At 60.0% G+C, this 15613-nt stretch carries 12 protein-coding genes and 1 pseudogene; 10 read left to right on the forward strand and 3 right to left on the reverse strand.

Annotated elements, in window-relative coordinates; all coding sequences use genetic code 11:
• Positions 1 to 454 precede the first annotated feature (454 nt).
• The 8 genes and pseudogenes from ACE3MN_RS11200 to ACE3MN_RS11235 all read left to right on the forward strand — a co-directional run bounded on the left by ACE3MN_RS11200 (position 455) and on the right by ACE3MN_RS11235 (position 7609).
• Positions 455 to 1276 carry an ABC transporter ATP-binding protein gene (locus ACE3MN_RS11200; protein WP_024357919.1) on the forward strand — a complete coding sequence of 274 codons (822 nt, stop codon included), beginning with the start codon at positions 455 to 457 and terminating at the stop codon, positions 1274 to 1276.
• Positions 1273 to 2298, forward strand: a complete 1026-nt coding sequence (locus ACE3MN_RS11205) for an iron ABC transporter permease (RefSeq protein WP_024357920.1) — start codon at positions 1273 to 1275, stop codon at positions 2296 to 2298. The genes ACE3MN_RS11200 and ACE3MN_RS11205 overlap by 4 nt, the downstream gene beginning before the upstream one ends.
• Positions 2295 to 3347 (forward strand): iron ABC transporter permease, encoded by a 1053-nt coding sequence (locus ACE3MN_RS11210; RefSeq protein ID WP_024357921.1) that lies wholly within the window; start codon positions 2295 to 2297, stop codon positions 3345 to 3347. The genes ACE3MN_RS11205 and ACE3MN_RS11210 overlap by 4 nt, the downstream gene beginning before the upstream one ends.
• Positions 3338 to 4311: pseudogene (locus tag ACE3MN_RS11215) on the forward strand (ABC transporter substrate-binding protein); the annotation flags it as partial. The gene ACE3MN_RS11210 and the pseudogene ACE3MN_RS11215, both read left to right, overlap by 10 nt.
• On the forward strand, positions 4308 to 5207 hold the full coding sequence (locus tag ACE3MN_RS11220) for a MurR/RpiR family transcriptional regulator (protein ID WP_004139584.1): 900 nt from the start codon (positions 4308 to 4310) through the stop codon (positions 5205 to 5207). The pseudogene ACE3MN_RS11215 and the gene ACE3MN_RS11220, both read left to right, overlap by 4 nt.
• A gap of 95 nt (positions 5208 to 5302) precedes the next feature.
• Positions 5303 to 6070 (forward strand): basic amino acid ABC transporter substrate-binding protein, encoded by a 768-nt coding sequence (locus ACE3MN_RS11225; protein WP_004139585.1) that lies wholly within the window; start codon positions 5303 to 5305, stop codon positions 6068 to 6070.
• 65 nt (positions 6071 to 6135) lie between these two features.
• A complete protein-coding gene (locus ACE3MN_RS11230; RefSeq protein WP_004113535.1) occupies positions 6136 to 6900 on the forward strand; it encodes an amino acid ABC transporter permease in 765 nt (254 codons plus the stop codon).
• On the forward strand, positions 6887 to 7609 hold the full coding sequence (locus tag ACE3MN_RS11235; RefSeq protein WP_024357923.1) for an amino acid ABC transporter ATP-binding protein: 723 nt from the start codon (positions 6887 to 6889) through the stop codon (positions 7607 to 7609). The genes ACE3MN_RS11230 and ACE3MN_RS11235 overlap by 14 nt, the downstream gene beginning before the upstream one ends.
• Before the next feature lie 100 nt (positions 7610 to 7709).
• Here the strand turns inward: ACE3MN_RS11235 and ACE3MN_RS11240 are convergent, their stop codons facing one another.
• On the reverse strand, positions 7710 to 8915 hold the full coding sequence (locus tag ACE3MN_RS11240) for an MFS transporter (protein WP_004139588.1): 1206 nt from the start codon (positions 8913 to 8915) through the stop codon (positions 7710 to 7712).
• A 283-nt stretch (positions 8916 to 9198) separates the two neighbouring features.
• Here ACE3MN_RS11240 and ACE3MN_RS11245 point away from each other — a divergent pair, with 283 nt between their 5' ends.
• Complete coding sequence (locus ACE3MN_RS11245) at positions 9199 to 10350, forward strand: M20 aminoacylase family protein (protein WP_064411024.1); 1152 nt, start codon at positions 9199 to 9201, stop codon at positions 10348 to 10350.
• A 151-nt stretch (positions 10351 to 10501) separates the two neighbouring features.
• Here ACE3MN_RS11245 and fdhF read toward each other — a convergent pair whose 3' ends face one another.
• Positions 10502 to 12652 (reverse strand): formate dehydrogenase subunit alpha, encoded by a 2151-nt coding sequence (fdhF, locus tag ACE3MN_RS11250; protein WP_024357925.1) that lies wholly within the window; start codon positions 12650 to 12652, stop codon positions 10502 to 10504.
• A gap of 237 nt (positions 12653 to 12889) precedes the next feature.
• On the reverse strand, positions 12890 to 13972 hold the full coding sequence (locus tag ACE3MN_RS11255; RefSeq protein ID WP_102649706.1) for a malate/lactate/ureidoglycolate dehydrogenase: 1083 nt from the start codon (positions 13970 to 13972) through the stop codon (positions 12890 to 12892).
• A gap of 497 nt (positions 13973 to 14469) precedes the next feature.
• Between ACE3MN_RS11255 and ACE3MN_RS11260 the strand changes: the two genes are divergently transcribed.
• Positions 14470 to 15558, forward strand: a complete 1089-nt coding sequence (locus tag ACE3MN_RS11260; RefSeq protein ID WP_004136699.1) for an ABC transporter substrate-binding protein — start codon at positions 14470 to 14472, stop codon at positions 15556 to 15558.
• The last annotated feature ends 55 nt before the right edge of the window (positions 15559 to 15613 follow it).

A 15613-nucleotide genomic window follows, 5' to 3' on the forward strand; every position in this document is an offset into this window, starting at 1 on the left:
TGCCGAAAAAGGGACATTTAATGGAATCATTTTTGTGTCTCGTGAACGAACCTCGCCTTTGCGCAGAGGTAAAGCCAATAAAATCATTGCCCTGAAAAAGAAAGCTATCTGTTATTAACGCCAGAAGGCGTGCAGATATGTAATTGAGAATCATTCAATCACGAAGGAATGTAGTAGTAAACGTTATGTAAGATAAAAAATCGCCGACGCAAATAACCACGCAATCAGCGCTGAACGAGCAGAGTGGATATAAATGAATTTATTGTTTTTATTAGTTATTAATTCATTTTCTGGAGGTGCGGTTGTCGGTAGTAGACCGCCGTTATCGATGCGGTCGCGGGGTATTGACTACTACATTCATCCGCCGCATGATCAAAAGAGAATGAGATTTATTTTTGTTTGAGTGCGGAACGAGCGGGCCTGGCGCCACGCCGTTGCGGCGCGGGAGCGAGTTATGCCACAGCGGGTGTTGCCTGCAGAGCAGGGGATCGTCCTCGATTCCCTGTCGGCCGGATATGGCCAGACGCTAATTGTCGATAATATTCATCTGACCATCCCCCACGGGAAAATGACGGTACTGGCCGGCGCCAACGGCTCGGGGAAATCGACGCTGCTGTCGACCATCGCCCGGATACTCAAGCCGCTGGGCGGCTGCGTACGTCTGGACGGCGAGGTGATTCATCAGATGCCGACCCGTGAGGTCTCCCGGCGGCTGGGGATTCTGCCGCAATCGCCGCTAACGCCGGAAGGGTTGACGGTGTTTGAACTGGTTTCCCGCGGGCGCTACCCCTGGCAGGGTCTGATGCGTCAATGGTCCGAGGCCGATGAACGGGCGGTCGAAGAGGCGCTAATGCTCACCGGCACCGCCGAATTTGCCCATCTAGCGGTTGATAGCCTCTCCGGCGGCCAGCGTCAGCGCTGCTGGATCGCGATGGCCCTCGCTCAGCAAACGGCGACAATTCTGCTGGATGAACCCACTACCTGGCTCGATCTGCGCTATCAGGTCGACATTCTCGAACTGCTGCAAACCTTAACCCGCGATCACGGCCGCACGGTGGTCACCGTCCTGCACGACCTGAACTTCGCGGTGAACTACGCCGACCTGCTGGTGTTTCTTAAAAAAGGACAGATCGCCGGGGTGATTAATGAACAGGAGATCTGTACGCCGGAACTGATCAAAACTGTTTTTGACGTGGACGTGCAGATGTCGCTCAACCCGCAGACCGGCAAGCCCTTTTTTATGCCGTTCCGCGCCCGTGAGGAGAAGGCGTTATGAGCGCCTCCGCGCTGCTGCTGCCGCGCCGACAATCCCGGCCCCGGCTGGCGCTGGTACTGCTGAGTTTACTGCTGCTGGGCGGCTCGCTGGTACATCTCGGGCTCGGCGCGCGCTGGATTGCGCCGCAAACGGTGCTTCAGGCGCTGTTTCACTACGATCCGCGCAACTTTGACCACCGCATTATCGTTGATTTACGCCTGGTACGTCTCGCGGCGGCGCTGCTCACCGGCGCGGCGCTCGGCGTGGCGGGGCTGCTGCTGCAAACCGTGATCCGCAATCCGCTGGGCGAGCCGCATATTCTCGGCCTTAACGCTGGCGCTTCGCTGGCGGTGGTGGCGACGTCGGCGCTCGGAATCAGCCTCGGCGGCGTGGCGTTAGCCAGACCGCTCACCGCCGCCTGCGGCGCGGCGCTGCTGTTTGGCGGCGTGATGCTGCTGTCGTCATCCGGGCGCGGTGGCGTGACGCCGCTACGCATTACCCTCTGTGGGGTAGCGCTGTCGGCGTTTGCCTCGGCGGTCACGGCGGCGATTCTGATCCTCGATGAACAAACGCTACTGGCGATGCGTACCTGGCTGGCGGGCGATCTTGCCGGACTGAACTGGCAAACGCTGCGCGCGGCGCTGCTCCCGGCGCTGGCGGGAGTGACGGTCGCGCTGGCCATCGCGCCGCGTCTGAACGTGCTGGCGCTGGGCGATAAAGTCGCGCTGGGGCTGGGGGTGAAGATTGTTCAGACCCGCCTGCTGGGGCTGGCCGCCATTGCGCTATTGTGCGGCTCCGCGGTGGCGGTGGCCGGGCCGATCGGCTTTGTCGGGCTGGTGGTCCCCCACGCGGTGCGTCGGCTGATTAGCGAAGATATTCGCCTGGCGCTGCCGCTGGCCGCCCCGGTTGGCGCCCTGGTGCTGCTGCTGGCGGATATCGCCGCGCGTACCCTGGTCGCGCCCCAGGAGCTGGCAACCGGCGCGATGACCGCGCTGGTGGGGGCACCGGTATTTATTTTTATCGCCGCGAGGTTTTTTAAATGAAAAGCGCCGCCCGTCGCGCCGGTTTTCAGCCGCTTGCCTGCGGCGGCAGGCATTTTTTGCTGCGGCCCGCGGCGTTAAAAATCGCAGCCGGCATGCTGCTCGTTATTCTGCTGCTGGCGCTGTTTGGCCTGACCCACGGCAGTTTCCCGATGCCTTCCGGTACCCTGTTTCGCGCGCTGCTGGGCGCGGAAAACGTCGCCGAACAGCCGCGTTTTATCCTGTTTGATATCCGCCTGCCGAGGCTGTTGATGGCGCTGCTGTGCGGGGCGATGCTCGGCCTGGCCGGCGCGGCGATGCAGAGCATTACCCGCAACGGTCTGGCGGACCCTGGGCTTATCGGAGTGAAGGAGGGGGCCAGTATTGTGGTTCTGGCGCTGGTGCTGTTCTTTCCGGCGGTGGGCGTCATCTGGCGGCCGCTGGCGGGGATGCTCGGCGGCGTGCTGGTGGCGCTGCTGGTTCTGGCGCTGGCCCGCGACTGTTCGCGCCCGCGCTTTATTCTCATCGGCATCGGCGTCTCCTGGACGCTGGCGGCGGCGGTCGGCATTTTTATGACCACCGCCGACGTGCGCGATGTACAGACGGCGATGATCTGGCTGGCGGGCAGCCTGCACGCGGCGACCTGGCCGCTGTTGGCCGTCGCTTTCTGCTGGGCGCTACCCGGGGCGATGATCCTTTTTTTGACCGCCGGGGCCGCCGATGCGGCGCTGCTCGGCGACCGCACGGCCATCGGCCTCGGGGTACGTCTGCAGCAGCTCACCCTGCTGCGCTTTTTCGCGCCGGTGCTGCTCACCTCCGCCAGCGTCTCCTGCGTCGGTAGCCTTGGCTTCGTTGGCCTGATGGCGCCGCATATGGCGCGTTTTCTGCTGCGCGGCGGCCAGGTGGCGCTGCTCTGCGGCAGCGCGTTGATCGGCGCGCTGCTGGTGTTAGCCACCGATACCATTGGCCGGCTGGCGTTCGCGCCGCTGCAGATCCCTGCGGGGATCGTGATTGCTCTGGTCGGCTGTCCGTTTTTTATCGTTCTGCTCTGGCGTCGCCGTGACGCCCTGTAAATCAAAAAGGATCGCTATGCGTTGGTTCGTTTCTCTGCTGGTGCTGCTGGCGGGCGTCGCCTCGGCCGCCGATACGCAAACCTTCACCGACGACTTAGGTCGCGCGGTGACCGTTCCGCTGCACCCGCAGCGCATTGTGTCGATGCACGATCTGGATATCACCATTCCCCTGATTGAGCTTGGCGTCCCGCCGGTCGCCAGCCACGGGAGGACCCGTCCGGACGGCAGCCACTTTTTACGCTCCAGCGCACAGCTGACCGGGATTGATTTCGATAACAGCGCGATTCAGTTTATCGGCACGGCGGATATCGACCTCGAAGCGGTGGCCGCCGCGAAACCGGACCTGATTATCACCGAGCCGAGCCGCCACGTCTCGGTGGAGCAGCTGGAGAAGATTGCGCCAACGGTCAGCATCGACCATTTGCAGGGCAGCGCGCCGCGCATTTACCGCAAGCTGGCGCAGCTCACCGGTACCCAGCCGCGGCTCTTAATCCTCGAACGCCGCTATCAGGCGCAGATAGCCCAGCTAAAGGCGATGGTGGATACGCAAAACATCGTTGTCTCGGTGATTCAGGCCAACAACGGCAAGGTGACCGTGCATCACTCCTATCATGCGCTGGGCCGCGTGCTGCGCGATGCCGGATTCCGCTTCCCGCCGCTGATTGACAACATCCCCGAGGGCCAGCGCATTGACGTCAGCGCCGAGCAGCTACCGGAGCTGGATGCCGATTTTGTGTTTGCCACCTGGCGCTCCGATACCGGCGGTAAGCCGCAGGATGAGCTGCGGGCGATGGAGGGCGTGATGCCTGGCTGGTGCGACTTTATGCGCGCCTGCCGTACCGGGCGCTATATTCTGCTGCCGCGCGAGGAGGTTATCTCTAACTCCTACGCCGCGCTGTCGCTGATGGTCACCCAGGTGCAGTCGCACATCGCCGGGCGTCCTCTACCCGAGGGGCTGAAATGAAAATGGCGGTTAAGAGAGAGAAGGGGCGGGTTGACCTGTTCGGCGAACGTTTTCGCGCCCGCGCGCATCAGCTTTCGCCGCGTCTGCTGGCGGTGGCGAGCTATATCAACGATAACCGGGAAGCGGTGCTGGAGCGCACGGCCATGGAAATCGCGAGCGCGACCAACACCTCGGACGCCACGGTGGTACGCGCCATCCAGGCGCTCGGCTTCGCCGGACTGCGGGAACTAAAGCAGACCATGGAACGCTGGTTTGGCCCATCGGCGACCTCGTCGGAAAAGATGATTTCAACGGTGAGCGCGCTCTCCAGCGATGTCCATTCGAGCATTGATTTTGTCCTTGAGGGGCATCAGCGGGCCTGCGAAGTGCTGTCGCGACCTGACAACCGCGCGGCGGTGGCTCAGGCGGTGGCGCTGCTGACCGGCGCGCGCCAGGTGGGCATTTTCGGGATCGGCGCCTCGGGCATACTGGCGGAATATACCGCCAGGCTACTGAGCCGCATCGGCCTGCCTTCGTACGTGATGAACCGCACCGGCTTTAGCCTCGCCGAGCAGCTGATCGGCCTGCAGCGCGGCGATGTGCTGATTATGATGGGGCAAAAGTCGCCGCACCGGGAGGGGATGACTACCCTGCGCGAGGCCCGGCGCCTGGGGATCCCGACGATCTTGCTGACTCAGGCGCTGGACTCCCGCTTTAGCCAGCAGGCGCAGGTGGTGATTGAGGTGCCGCGCGGCGGCGATAACGGGCGGGTGCCGCTGCACGGGACGGTGCTGGTATGCCTGGAGATGATCGTGCTGTCGGTGGCCTCCACCGCGCCGCAGAAGACGGTGAAATCGATGAAGCGGATCAATGAATTGCATCGGGCCATCGGGAAATCCGGCGGTAAACGAAGCTAAACGGCAGATAATTTACCCTCGGCAAGGTTTCCGGTTGCATGCCATGCTGACTCTGTGTATTTTTATGCAAAATTAATGCATAAAACGGAGTTGTCATGGTTAAGAACTGGATGAAAGCATGCTGCCTGGTCGCGGCGATGATCGGCACCGCCCACGCGGCTCAGCAAACATACGTGGTGGGCTCCGGCGGAACCTATCGCCCGTTTGAGTTTGAGAACAGCCAGAAACAGCTGGAAGGTTTTGATATCGATATCATTAAAGCGATCGCCAAAGCGGAAGGCTTTGATATCAAACTGGTCAATACGCCGTGGGAAGGGATCTTCGCCACCCTGAGCACCGGCGATCGCGACATTATTATCTCCGGGATCACCATCACCGATAAGCGTAAGCAGATGGTGGATTTCTCCGCCCCTTATTTCCCGGCCGAGCAGTCCATCGTCGTGCCGGCGGATTCAAAAGTCACCTCCCTTGAGGCGCTGAAAAGTGAGAAAGTCGGGGTGGTGAACTCCAGCACCGGCGATATCGTGGTCTCCGACGTGCTGGGCAAGAACAGCACCTCGATCAAGCGTTTTGATAATACCCCGCTGATGCTGCAGGAGCTGTTTGAAGACGGCGTCAGCGCGGCGGTTGGCGACGTCGGCGTGGTGAAATACTACATCAAGCAGCACCCGGAGAAGCAGTTCAAGCTGGTGCCGGATGCCAAATTTGAGCGCCAGTATTTCGGTATCGCGGTGGCGAAAGGCAACAGCGAGCTGCAGGCGAAAATCAACGCCGGTTTACAGAAAATCATCGCTGACGGCACCTACGCCAAAATCTATAAAACCTGGTTCGACGACAACGTCCCGACGCTGCCAGCGCAATAATTCGCATATTTGTTTTCATCACGGCTATCGACTCTGGCGATAGCCGTATTTTTTAGGGAAGGGTTATGACGGGATTCCGTTGGGAGATCATTGAGGAGTACGGTCCGCTGTTTATGGACGGTGCCCTGATGACCATTAAATGTACCATTATCTGCGTGATCCTTGGCACCCTGTGGGGGCTGACTCTCGGGCTGGGGCGGATGGCGAAAGCCGAGCACGGGGTATGGAAATACGTTCTGCGTTATCTGGTGCAGTTTCCGGTGCGCTTTTACGTCAGCGCGTTTCGCGGCACGCCGCTGTTCGTGCAAATTATGGTGGTGCACTTCGCGCTGGTGCCGCTGTTTATCAACCCGCGCGACGGTCTGCTGGTGACCAGCGGCATGATGAGCGCCGATTTCGCCCGCGAGCTGCGCTCGAACTACGGCGCGTTTCTCTCCTGTATCGTGGCGATTACGCTGAACGCCGGGGCCTACGTCTCCGAAATATTCCGCGCCGGGATCCAGTCGATCGATAAGGGGCAGATGGAAGCCTCCCGGGCGCTGGGAATGCCGTGGTGGAAAACCATGCGTCAGGTGATTTTGCCGCAGGCGTTTCGCCGCATTCTGCCGCCGCTGGGCAACAACGCCATCGCCATCGTCAAGGACTCCTCGCTGGCGTCGGCCATCGGTCTGGCGGACCTGGCCTACGCCGCGCGCACCGTTTCCGGCGCCTACGCCACCTACTGGGAACCCTACCTGACCATCTCCCTGGTTTACTGGGTCATTACTTTCCTGCTGGCGCAGCTGGTTAACCGTCTGGAAAAGAGGTTTGGCAAAAGTGATTCACATTAACAATCTGCACAAGCGCTTCGGCGATAGCCACGTTCTGCGCGGCATCAGCTGCGATATCAAACCGCAGGAAGTGGTCTGTATTATCGGCCCGTCCGGCTCCGGGAAAAGCACCTTCCTGCGCTGCATGAACGCGCTGGAAACCGTCAGCGAAGGCGAGGTGGAGGTGAACGGCTTTGCCGCCCACGATCGCGCGACCGATCTGAATAAGATGCGGGAAAGCGTCGGCATGGTGTTTCAGCGTTTTAATCTGTTCCCGCACAAAACGGTGCTGGAAAACCTGATTATGGCCCCGATGAACCTGCGCGGCATGGCGCGCGCGGAGGCGGTGCGTCTGGCGGAAGAGCTACTGGCGAAGGTCGGGCTGAGCGACAAGCGCGACGCCTGGCCCTCCAGCCTCTCCGGAGGGCAGCAGCAGCGGGTGGCCATCGCCCGCGCGCTGGCGATGAAGCCGTCGATTATGCTGTTCGATGAGCCCACCTCGGCGCTCGATCCTGAGCTGGTGGGCGACGTGCTGGAGGTGATGAAAAACCTCGCCAGCGAAGGGATGACCATGGTTATCGTGACCCACGAAATGGGCTTTGCCCGCGAAGTGGCCGACCGGGTTATCTTTATCGACCAGGGCATCATTCAGGAAGAGGGAAAACCGGCGCAGATCTTTAGCGCGCCGACTAACCCGCGCACCGCCGCGTTTTTAAGTAAAGTGCTGTAATCGATAACGACCCCGGCGCGCGGCTGCGCCGCCGGGGAGAAGATCTTGCGCGGGCGATGAGGGCGCTTTCGTTTTGTCGAACCGTGACGGCCCTTAAGCGCTACTGCGCCGCCTCGCTAATATCATCCATCTCTTCTTCGCGCTCGCGTTCGTCCGCCAGCAGCGCTTTTTCGCTTTTACCCAGGCACTGGATCAGCAGGAACAGCGCGCCGCTGACAAACAGCGTCATCAGCAGACCATCATAGCCCGCGACGCTGATTAACAATCCGCTGACTACCGGCCCGGCCACGCTGCCCGCGGACCAAAAGAATCCCAGCAGGGCGTTGATCATAATCAGCTTCTGCCCGGAGAAGGTTTTCCCGGCGCGGACCAGCGACAGGGTATAGAGCGCCCCCGCCGCGGCGCCGAGAAGCAGGCAGCCGACAATCAGCTGGATATGCGACGCCAGCAGAAACGGCAGGGCCAGCAGGGCGAGGCAGAAGACCACCGCACAGGTCAGATGTACGCGGCGGATGCCGAAGCGGTCGGCAATCCAGCCCAGCGGCGCCTGGAATACGGCGTCGCCGGTCAATACCACCGTCACCAGCAGCACCGCCGTGACTTCACTTAGCCCTTTATCCATACCGTACAACGGCAGCAGCGCCAGAATGCTGGCATCAAAAAAGGCAAAACAGAATACGCCGGAAGCCAGTACCGGCAAAAAAGCGCCGAGGCTGCGCCAGCTGGCGCGTTCCGCCAGCCGTTCGCGGCTGCCGGAGGGCAGATGGCGGAGCATCAGCAGGCAGGCGAGGGTCACCAGCCCGACGAGCAGCAGCGTCCATGATTGATACGCTTCTCCGGCGGAGATCAGCAGCGGCCCCGCCAGCTGACAGCCGGTAAAGGCGGAGGCATAAATGCCGGTCAGGGTTGCCCGGTTTTTCCCCGCCGCGCCGCCGGTGATCCAGCTTTCGCCAATGACGATAATCACCCCCGACGCCAGGCCGGTAACCAGCCGCGGCAGCAGGAGATGAACCATATCAAACGACAGGCAGGAGGCGATGGTTGCCGCAGCCAGCGCCACCAGACTGACGGAGAGCAGAAGCCCCATCTCAAAGCGTCGGCACAGCGCGGGTGAGAGGAAGGAGGAGATCATCATCCCCGCTGGCGGTAGCGCGGCCAGCAGGCCGACGTAAACGGTATCAATCTGCTGCTGCGCCAGCTCCAGACTGATTAAGGGCACCGTGTATCCGGTGATAAATCCCACTAATGAAGCCGCCATGATCATCGCCAGCGTGGGGGCAAGGCGATTCTGCTCTGGGTTGAACATTTTATTTCCGGTTAAGGAGGTATGAAGAGTGAATTATTCGGTAAAACGCCAGTATAGCTGCATAATAATTAATCGCACGCCTTATGTCACCGTTGATATCACTACAAAAAAGGACGGCGCTGGCGAGGGAGCCGCGTAAAGGCGCGCCGGCGCAGGGTTTGGCGGAAGTTGTCAGCGAGCAGGCGAAAGGATATAACCAATAGGCTGGCGGACTACCTGTAGCCCCAATTTATTGAATAACACACTCGTTCAGCGCTGATGCTGTGCAGGAAAGGAGTATGACATGGCAGTATCCTCTTCACTGATCGCCGAGGCCATTCGCTGGCGACGTGATTTTCATGCTTGCCCTGAGCTGGGGTATCAGGAACAGGAAACCTCGCGCCGGGTGGCTGAACTGCTCGCGTCGTTTGGCCTCCAGGTGCATCGCGGGCTGGCGGGTACCGGCGTGGTCGCGACCCTGGAGAACGGCCCCGGTCCGGTGATTGGCCTGCGGGCCGATATGGACGCGCTGCCGATCGCCGAGCAGAGCGATGTCGGCTATAAATCGCGCAATCCTGGCGTGATGCACGCCTGCGGCCATGATGGTCATAGCGCGATGCTGCTGGCGACAGCGGCGCATCTGGCGCAGACCCGCCGCTTTCGCGGTACCGTGCACTTTGTTTTCCAGCCCGCCGAGGAGAACCTGGGCGGCGCGCGGAAAATGGTAGAGGAGGGGCTGTTTGAGCGCTTCCCGATGGATGCCATTTATGCGCTGCACAACTGGCCGGGTATGCCGCTGGGCCAGGTGGCGATCGGCAGCGGGGCGATGATGGCCTCTCTCGACGCGTTTGAAATTACCCTGACCGGCAAAAGCTGCCATGCGGCGATGCCGGAGCGCGGAGCGGACCCGATTGTCGCCGCGGCGCAGCTGATTATGGCGCTGCAAACCATTCCTTCGCGCCGCCTGTCGCCGCAGGAGTCGACGGTGGTGAGCATTACCCAGATTGCCGGCGGAGAGGCGATCAACGTGCTGCCGGATAAAGTGGTGCTGCGCGGGACCTTCCGCTGCCTGGACAACCAGGTGCGCGCGCGGGTCAGGGGGCTGATTGAGAGCTATGTCGCCGCCCAGCCGCAGGTGTCAGAGGTGGAAGGCGCAATCGCCTGGTATCCCGGTTATCCGGTGACCACTAACCATCCGGCCGAAGCGCAAAAGGTGCGCGAGGTAGCGACCGCGCTGCTGGGGGAGTCGGCGGTGAGCTGGAACGGGAACCCCTCCATGGCCTCGGAAGATTTTGCCTGCATGCTGGAGGCTTGTCCCGGCGCCTATTTTTGGATTGGCGCCGATGGCGAGACGGCGTCAAAGCCGTTGCATAACGCCGGCTATGATTTTAACGATGATCTGCTTCCTCACGGCGTGGCGCTGTGGACGGCGCTGGTGGAGAAACTGCTGGCGTAAGAGGGCGATCCCGGAGGCGGCGCTGCGCATCTGTCCGGGCTACCGCTCCGCAGACGGCACTGAACCTGTAGCCCGGGCAAGGCGCGTTGAGCGCCGCCCCCGGGAACAAAAGTGGCTATGCAGGGAGACGCGCGCATCTCCCTGCGTTGTTTTACACGTTCACCGCCGCTTTCAGGCGGGCTTTCATCTCGCTATAGCTTGTCCAGGCATACTGTTCGGCCCAGCGCTGATCCGCGATAGCCTCCACCTTCACCGCGCAGTATTTGGTTTCCGGCGTTTTCGAGATCGGATCGAGATTATCCTGCGTCAGCTCATTACAGGCGCCAACCCACCACTGATAGGTCATGTACACCGCGCCTTCATTAATGCGATCGCTGATGTCGGCGCGGGTAATCACCTTGCCGCGCCGCGAGCTGACCCACACCAGCTGCTGGTCGGCGATCCCGAGGCGCTGCGCGTCGGCGCGGTTGATTTGCACCCGTCCTGGCTCATCGGCAAGCGACTGCAGAGCCGCGCAGTTGCCGGTCATCGAACGACACGAGTAGTGGCCGACTTCGCGCACGGTACACAGCACCAGCGGATACGCTTCATCCGGCGTCTCGGCAGGCGCACGCCACGGGGCGGCGAACAGCTGACCTTTACCGGTCGGCGTATCGAAGAGGTTATCTTTATACAGCCACGGAGTACCGGGATGATCCAGCGTCGGGCACGGCCACTGGACGTGGTTCATATCGCCCATTTTCTCGTAAGTGACGCCGTAGAACAGCGGGCAGAGTTCGCGCATTTCGTCCCAGATCTGCTGGTTATTATCGTAATGCATCGGATAGCCCATTTCGCTGGCCAGCAGGCTGATGATTTCCCAGTCGCGCTTAACGTTACCGGTGGCGATAATCGCCTGCTCAAAGCGCTGGAAGCCGCGGTCGGCGCAGGTAAAGACGCCGCCGTGTTCCCCCCAGGAGGTGGCGGGCAGCAGCACATCGGCGATTTCGGCGGTTTTGGTCATAAAGATATCCTGCACCACCACAAAATCGAGCGCCTCAATCCCTTTACGCACCAGACCCAAATCGGCTTCGGTTTGCAGCGGATCTTCACCCATGATGTAGTAGGCTTTGATCTCGCCGGTCAGCGCTTTGTGCGGCACTTCGGTGATCCGGGTACCGACCTGGTCGTCCATGCTCGCCGGATCAATCCCCCAGGCGTTGGCGAATTTGGCGCGAACGCCGGCGTCGGTGACGTCCTGGTAGCCGGGGAACATATTCGGCAGGACGCCCATATCACAGGCGCCCTGGACGTTGTTTTGCCCGCGTACCGGCCCCACGCCGACGTTGGCGCGCCCGAGGTTGCCGGTTAACAGCGCGAGGCTCGCCAGCCCTCTGACAACGTCCACCGCCTGGCCGAACTGGGTGACGCCCATGCCCCACATAATGGTGGCGGAAGGCGCGGCGGCAAACATGCGCATCGCCTGGCGAATTTCAGCGGCCGGGACGCCGACGATGCCTTCGACGGCTTCAGGGGAATAGTCTTTCACCATCTCACGATAGGCATCCAGCCCCTCGGTAAAGCGGTCGACGTAGTCGTGGTTATACAGATCTTCTTCCAGCAGGACGTGAGCGAAGGCGTTGACCAGCGCCATGTTGCTGCCGTTATTGAGCTGCAGATGGCGATCGGCGATGCGGGCGGTTTCGATACGACGCGGGTCGCAGACGATGATTTTTGCCCCGTTTTCGCGGGCCTTAATCACCCGGCGGGCGACGATTGGGTGGGAGTCGGCGCAGTTATAGCCAAAGACCAGCAGGCATTTTGAGTTCTCAATATCGCTAATCGAGTTGCTCATCGCGCCGTTGCCGAGCGCCAGCTGCAGGCCGGCGACCGACGGGCCGTGGCAGACGCGGGCGCAGCAGTCGACGTTATTGGTGTTGAGCACCCCGCGGGCGAACTTCTGCATCACGTAGTTGGTTTCATTGCCGGTACCGCGCGATGAACCGGTCGTCATAATGGCGCGCGGGCCATGCTTCTCCTTTATTTCACGCAGTTTTTTCGCCGTATAGCGGATGGCTTCATCCCAGCTTACCGGGGTGAACTTGCCGCCTTTCTGGTAGCGAATCATCGGCTGCTGCAGACGCGGCGTCAGCAACTGGGTGTCGTTGAGAAAATCCCAGCCGTAATAGCCTTTCAGGCACAGCTGATTTTGGTTGGTAACGCCATCAGCGGCTTCGGCTCGGATAATCTTATTGTTTTCGACGACCAGCTTAAGTTTGCAACCGGCCCCGCAATAAGGGCAAACGCTCGTGATTTTTTTCATCAGTAACAGACCTGTTAACAGAGAATAAACAACAATGGACAGGCCGGGCCCGGCCCGCCCTTGTCAGGGCGTCATGCGCCAGCGTACCGGCAGATGACGGGAGCGTTATGCATAGGATGTGCCAAATTTTAACTTATTGAATTTATTTAGAATAGTCGGGAGGTGCAGGCGGGGCGGCGGCGATGTCGACACTAATGACGATGACATGACGCCCGCTCGGGCGTCATCAAGGGACAATCAGGCTAGCTTCTGGCGTAGCTGCGCGAGGGTGTCGGCGGGTACTCCTACCTCCTCGGCGGCGGCGCAAATCGCCTGCCAGCTTCCGGCGTCCAGCGGAATGCCCTGCGCCAGACGCTGCCGACGGTTCGCCTCTTCCCACTCCCCCGGCGCCAGAATCGGCGCGTCCGGCTCGTGCGGCGACTGTTTACACCAGTCGATAAACGCTTCGGTCTCGCGCTGCATATCCGGCGCATCGAACGCTTCCGGGCTGAGAATAATGGTGGTCATGCAGTTGAAGATGGCGTCCACGCTGCCCTGCAGCGTCTCATGATGCGAGGTTTTGCCGCCGGATACCGCGCCGCCGATCGCTTCGCACAGCGTCGCCAGCGCGTAGCCTTTATGTTCGGCAAAGGTCAGCAGCGCCCCCAGCGGCGAGGTCTGCATCACCGCCGGGTCGGTGGTGGGGACGCCGCGAGCGTCGATCAGCGACCCTGCCGGTACCGGAACCCCTTTATGCCAGGCGACGCGGGTTTTACCGAAGGCGATGGCGCTGGTGGCGTAATCCAGCAGCAGCGGCGGATGGCCGACGCGCGGGAACACCACGCACAGCGGGTTGGTGCCGAAGCGGCTGTCTTTCCCACGGAACGGGGCGACCATCACGTTGCCAACGACGTTAACGAAATGGATAGAGATCATTCCGGCGGCCGCGCACTGTTCCGCCCAGTAGCCGATGCGGCCAATATGGTGCGCGTTGCGCAGCGCCACGGCGGCCAAACCGTGCTGTTTTGCCTTCTCAATACCGATCTGCATGGCTTCATGGGCCACCACCTGGCCGAATCCGCCGTTGCCGTCCAGCGTGACCACCGCGCCCGCGTCCTTCATCACGCTGGCGTGGCGGTTGAGCTGGAGATAGCCCTGCGCGTGGGAGCGTACGTAGCTTGGGATCATACCGACGCCGTGGGAATCGTGCCCGGCCAGGTTGGCGGCAATCAGGTGGTCGGCGATAAGCGACGCTTCGGTGGGGGAGCTTCCCATATGGGTGAAAAGGGTTTTAACAAATTGATGCAGATCCGTGGCCTGGAAGCGATGTCCTGTTTGCACTGATTCTCTCCTGTGAATGGGTTGCGGATTATTGTTTTAGCGTGTTTGCATTTCCATGCTGCGCTGAGCAACGGCGAAGATCAAGGTATTGACTTTTGTATTAAAGGCTTTTCGCTGGCGGTTATTGCTGCGGAGAGGATGGAGACAAATCCTTGAAGCTGGTGATATATAAACCACGCCATGGCGGTCAAGCCCCTGTGTTAGCGGCAGAGTGAGACGCGTTATACCTTTCTTTGCAGGTAAAACGGAGCGTCACTTTTATTATTCTAGTTAATCAAAGCCAAAATTCGGCGAGCCATATATGCAAAAAAACTTAATGTTTTCTTAATATTCCCGCCGCAGAGCGTTAATCGCTTTCGCTTTATCCCGCGAATCTTCCTTTAAATTACGCCAGCGTCACAAAAGCCGTAAAAAAACAAAATCCGGCGTTGCAAGGCTCTGGCGTCCCGCTATATGTTAAAATTACGTTTAATAATTGATACCTAAAGGTTGATTTTATGTATATGAAAATTAGTGGGTTAATGATTTCACTGACGGCAATATTCTCCGGTCAGGTTCTTGCCACAGTCCCTGAGGGCTACCCGGCGGATTATCAAAAAGTGGTGGATGCCGGGATTAAAGAAGGCAAAGTGGTTATCTATTCAACGACCGATACCAAGGCGGCAGGCCCGTTAATTAAAGGCTTTGAGGCGCAATATCCCGGCATTAAAGTTGAATATAACGATATGAACAGTACCGAATTGTACAACCGTTATATCAGCGAACAGGCGGCGGGCGGCGGCAGCGGCGATGTGGTCTGGAGCTCTTCCATGGATACGGCGCTGAAGCTTGCCACCGAATACGCCGAAGAGTACGCCTCGCCGGAGCGGGATAAGCTGCCAAAATGGGCGGTCTGGCAACAAAAAGCTTACGGCACGACCTACGAGCCGGTGGTCTTTATCTATAATAAACGGCTGATCCCGCAGGGTGATGTTCCGGACTCGCATACCGCGTTGGCGAAGCTTATCTCCGCTCAGGCCGATAAATTCAAAGGCAAGGTCACCACGTACGATATTGAAAAATCAGGGCTGGGTTTTATGCTGGCGGTGCAGGACAGCAAAGCCGATGCTAACTACTTTAACGATCTGGCGGGCATTGCGAAAGGCGGCCTGACGGTGCAATCATCCACCGGTACGATGATGGAGCGCGTCTCCTCCGGTGAAAACCTGATTGGCTACAATATTCTCGGTTCCTACGCGGAAGCGCGGGCGAAAACCGACCCTTCGCTTGGCATCTCATATCCGAAAGATTACGTGCTGGTGCTCTCCCGGGTCTCCTTTATTACCGCAGAAGCCGAGCATCTTAATGCGGCGAAGCTGTGGTTTGACTACGTGCTGTCGGAAAAGGGGCAAAGCATCCTCGCGAACCAGGCCGATATTCCCTCCCTGCGCAATGATATCGAAGGTAAAAATGATATTGACGGCATGACCAAAATGCTTGGCAGCGCGCTGAAGCCGATTCCGGTCGATGAAACGCTGCTGGCGTATCTTGAGCCGAAGCAACGTCTGGAATTTATCAAACAGTGGCGTACCGCCGCGGCGAAATAACCCCTCGGCGCTGCGCCTCTTTTCCGGATGCGCAGCCCGCTTAATGCCCGCCAGA

The organism is Klebsiella grimontii, assembly GCF_042137965.1.
Lineage (GTDB): Bacteria > Pseudomonadota > Gammaproteobacteria > Enterobacterales > Enterobacteriaceae > Klebsiella > Klebsiella grimontii.

Coding starts and splice junctions, on each gene's coding strand:
- ACE3MN_RS11260 (WP_004136699.1), top strand. CDS start 14,470: ATGTATATGAAAATTAGTGGGTTAATGATTTCACTGACGGCAATATTC.
- ACE3MN_RS11220 (WP_004139584.1), top strand. CDS start 4,308: ATGAAAATGGCGGTTAAGAGAGAGAAGGGGCGGGTTGACCTGTTCGGC.
- ACE3MN_RS11230 (WP_004113535.1), top strand. CDS start 6,136: ATGACGGGATTCCGTTGGGAGATCATTGAGGAGTACGGTCCGCTGTTT.
- ACE3MN_RS11240 (WP_004139588.1), bottom strand. CDS start 8,915: ATGTTCAACCCAGAGCAGAATCGCCTTGCCCCCACGCTGGCGATGATC.
- fdhF (WP_024357925.1), bottom strand. CDS start 12,652: ATGAAAAAAATCACGAGCGTTTGCCCTTATTGCGGGGCCGGTTGCAAA.
- ACE3MN_RS11225 (WP_004139585.1), top strand. CDS start 5,303: ATGGTTAAGAACTGGATGAAAGCATGCTGCCTGGTCGCGGCGATGATC.
- ACE3MN_RS11200 (WP_024357919.1), top strand. CDS start 455: ATGCCACAGCGGGTGTTGCCTGCAGAGCAGGGGATCGTCCTCGATTCC.
- ACE3MN_RS11205 (WP_024357920.1), top strand. CDS start 1,273: ATGAGCGCCTCCGCGCTGCTGCTGCCGCGCCGACAATCCCGGCCCCGG.
- ACE3MN_RS11210 (WP_024357921.1), top strand. CDS start 2,295: ATGAAAAGCGCCGCCCGTCGCGCCGGTTTTCAGCCGCTTGCCTGCGGC.
- ACE3MN_RS11245 (WP_064411024.1), top strand. CDS start 9,199: ATGGCAGTATCCTCTTCACTGATCGCCGAGGCCATTCGCTGGCGACGT.